Source organism: Aequorivita sinensis (assembly GCF_006346335.1).
Taxonomy (GTDB): Bacteria; Bacteroidota; Bacteroidia; order Flavobacteriales; family Flavobacteriaceae; genus Aequorivita; species Aequorivita sinensis.
Genome location: NZ_VDMC01000057.1, coordinates 1 through 941, shown reverse-complemented (window position 1 = coordinate 941; position 941 = coordinate 1). Strand labels below are relative to the sequence as shown.

The following is a 941-nucleotide window of genomic DNA, read 5'->3' as shown; positions in this document are numbered from 1 at the left end:
TTCCAAGTAGTCAGAATAGCCTGAACATCTTCACTTTCCTTTTCTCTTCTTTTAAATTCCTCAGTTTGTTGATAGTCAGTCATATTATTTGTTTTTGCATGAAGCACAACGTGTTTGGCTATGGTTTCGTTGCGTGAAAATCCGCGAGGATTTTCCGCCGTAAACCGAAGATAGCAAATTTGCGAGGACTTTCCGAGAGGAAAGTCAGAAGCAATGAACTATAGCCGGTGTTGTGCAACGTTTTTTCTATTTCTTTTTAAGGTCAAATCCTAAATTCAATTGTAGCATAATTGGCCAAATATTTCCATTTCCATTTGTGTCGAAATAATATTGAGGTCCAACATCAAAAAGTAGGTGAAAATTCTTTCCGTATTTTCTTTGAATTCCCCAAGTTGGTCCAAATGCAAAATCAAAGTCAGATGTTCGGTTTACATTTTCAGCGATTGAATTCCCACGAGTTATAAATCTCAAAGAAACAAAGTTTCCAGAATTATTTTCCGTTTTTCTGTTTTTCTGGTTTCGTTTGTTCAGATTGTAAAACCATTTTTCTTGAACATCTAAAAATGGGCTAATTATGTAAATAAATCCACTACCGCCAAAAGTCAAGTCGGGATATCCGCCACCATATCCGATTCCAAGTCCAGCAGAGAATGTTGAGTAAGTTCCAGTAGGTAATTCCAATTCAACTCCAGGGTTTAAAAAATTCACTCTCCATATTTTTTCTGTTGCAATACTGTCGTTTTCTTGAGCGTAGGTAAGTGTAATTAAAATTCCAAATAGTAGGGTCAGTAAGCTTTTTTTCATTCGTTTTCGTTTTTTTGGTAAATGTTGCACAACGTCCCGTATAAAAACTGTGCGAGCGGGCGAGCGTGATTGTCCGCAGGACAATCCGCTGAGCAAGCGAGCACGGAATTTCGATTCAAGACAGGTTTTAGCATTGT

At 37.5% G+C, this 941-nt stretch carries 1 protein-coding gene; it reads right to left on the bottom strand.

The features are described 5' to 3' along the window. Positions 1-246: 246 nt before the first annotated feature. On the bottom strand, positions 247-941 hold a 695-nt coding region (locus FHP04_RS14370; protein WP_246051456.1), incomplete at its 5' end, for a hypothetical protein.